Here is a 557-nt window from a genome sequence, read left to right on the forward strand (position 1 = left end):
TGGTGGGCTATTTCGCCCCGCTGCCGCCGCGTCAGGCCGAGCGCGACGCACCCAACGAACAGGAGTCTGGCGCATGAAGATGACCGGTCTGGGCCTGCTGCTGGCCCTGTCCATGGCGACTGTCGCGCAGGCTGGAGAGCAGCTGCGCGACTTTCATGACACCGCCGATCTGCAGCTGTCAGGCGCGGGCCCCTGGTATCGCCTGGAGCTGCCCTTCGCCGCGCACCTTGCCGCTAGCCATGCTGACTTGCGTGATCTGCGGGTGTTCGATGCCAATGGCCAGGCGCAGGCCTATGCGCTGATTCCCGCCAGCGGCGAACGGGTGGACCAGGAGCAGGAACATGGCGTGCGCTGGTTCCCGCTGCGTGGTCCCGCCGATGCGCAGGATGTGCCAGCGTTGCGCGTGGAGCGCAACACCAGCGGCACCCTGATCGAACTGAGCGATGCCGCCCCGGCCGACGCCGGGCTGCAACTGCGCGGCTGGTTGCTCGATGCCAGTGCTATCGAGGCGCCACTGGTGCGCCTGACCCTGGACTGGAGCGGTGCCGAGGAGGGGT

1 protein-coding gene is annotated in these 557 nt (G+C 68.4%); it reads left to right on the forward strand.

Translation table 11 applies throughout. From position 1 onward, the window contains the following. Positions 1-73: 73 nt before the first annotated feature. Positions 74-557, forward strand: a 484-nt coding sequence (locus J0A65_RS25345) for a DUF3999 family protein (RefSeq protein ID WP_206596987.1), incomplete at its 3' end; no start/stop codon positions are given.

Source organism: Bowmanella yangjiangensis, assembly GCF_017255015.1.
GTDB classification, from domain to species: Bacteria; Pseudomonadota; Gammaproteobacteria; order Enterobacterales; family Alteromonadaceae; genus Bowmanella; species Bowmanella yangjiangensis.